The organism is Deinococcus pimensis DSM 21231, assembly GCF_000519345.1.
Taxonomy (GTDB): domain Bacteria; phylum Deinococcota; class Deinococci; order Deinococcales; family Deinococcaceae; genus Deinococcus_A; species Deinococcus_A pimensis.
Map to the genome: position 1 here is coordinate 84667 of NZ_KI912635.1, position 605 is coordinate 85271.

Below are 605 nucleotides of genomic sequence, written 5' to 3' on the forward strand. Positions count from 1 at the left end.
CGTGTCCTGACTCGACGCGATGGGAATCACGCCCGTGCGCGGCACGTACCCCAGCGTCGGCTTGAGGCCCACCACGCCGTTGCTGCTCGCGGGCGACAGGATCGAACCCGACGTCTCGGTGCCCACCGCGACGGGCGCCATGCGCGCCGAGACGGCCACGCCGCTCCCGGACGAACTGCCGCCCACGTCGAGACCCTCGCCCCACGCGCTGCGCACCTGCCCACCGTGCGAGGAGAAGCCGTTGGGCATCCCGATCGTCGTGAAGTTCGCCCATTCCGTCAGGGCCGTCTTTCCGAGGATCACCGCGCCCGCCGCGCGCAGACGTGCCACCAGGGGCGCGTCCTGCGCGGGCTGATGACCCGCGAGCGTCCACGAGCCCGCCGTGGTGTGCAGGGGCGCCGCCGTGTCCACGTTGTCCTTCACGAGGACCGGCACGCCATGCAGGGGACCGCGCGGCCCGGAGGCGTCGAGCGCCTCGGCCTCCGTCAGCGCGTCGGGGTTCACCTCGATCACCGCGCGAAGCTCCGGGTTGAGCGTCTCGATGCGGTCCAGGTACGCGCGCGTCACGGCGGCGGCGGTGACGCGGCCCTCGCGGACGGCGAGGG

1 protein-coding gene is annotated in these 605 nt (G+C 73.6%); it reads right to left on the reverse strand.

The genetic code is table 11. The annotated features are described in order from the left end of the window. On the reverse strand, positions 1 to 605 hold a 605-nt coding region (locus tag DEIPI_RS41270), incomplete at both ends, for an amidase family protein (protein WP_245588529.1).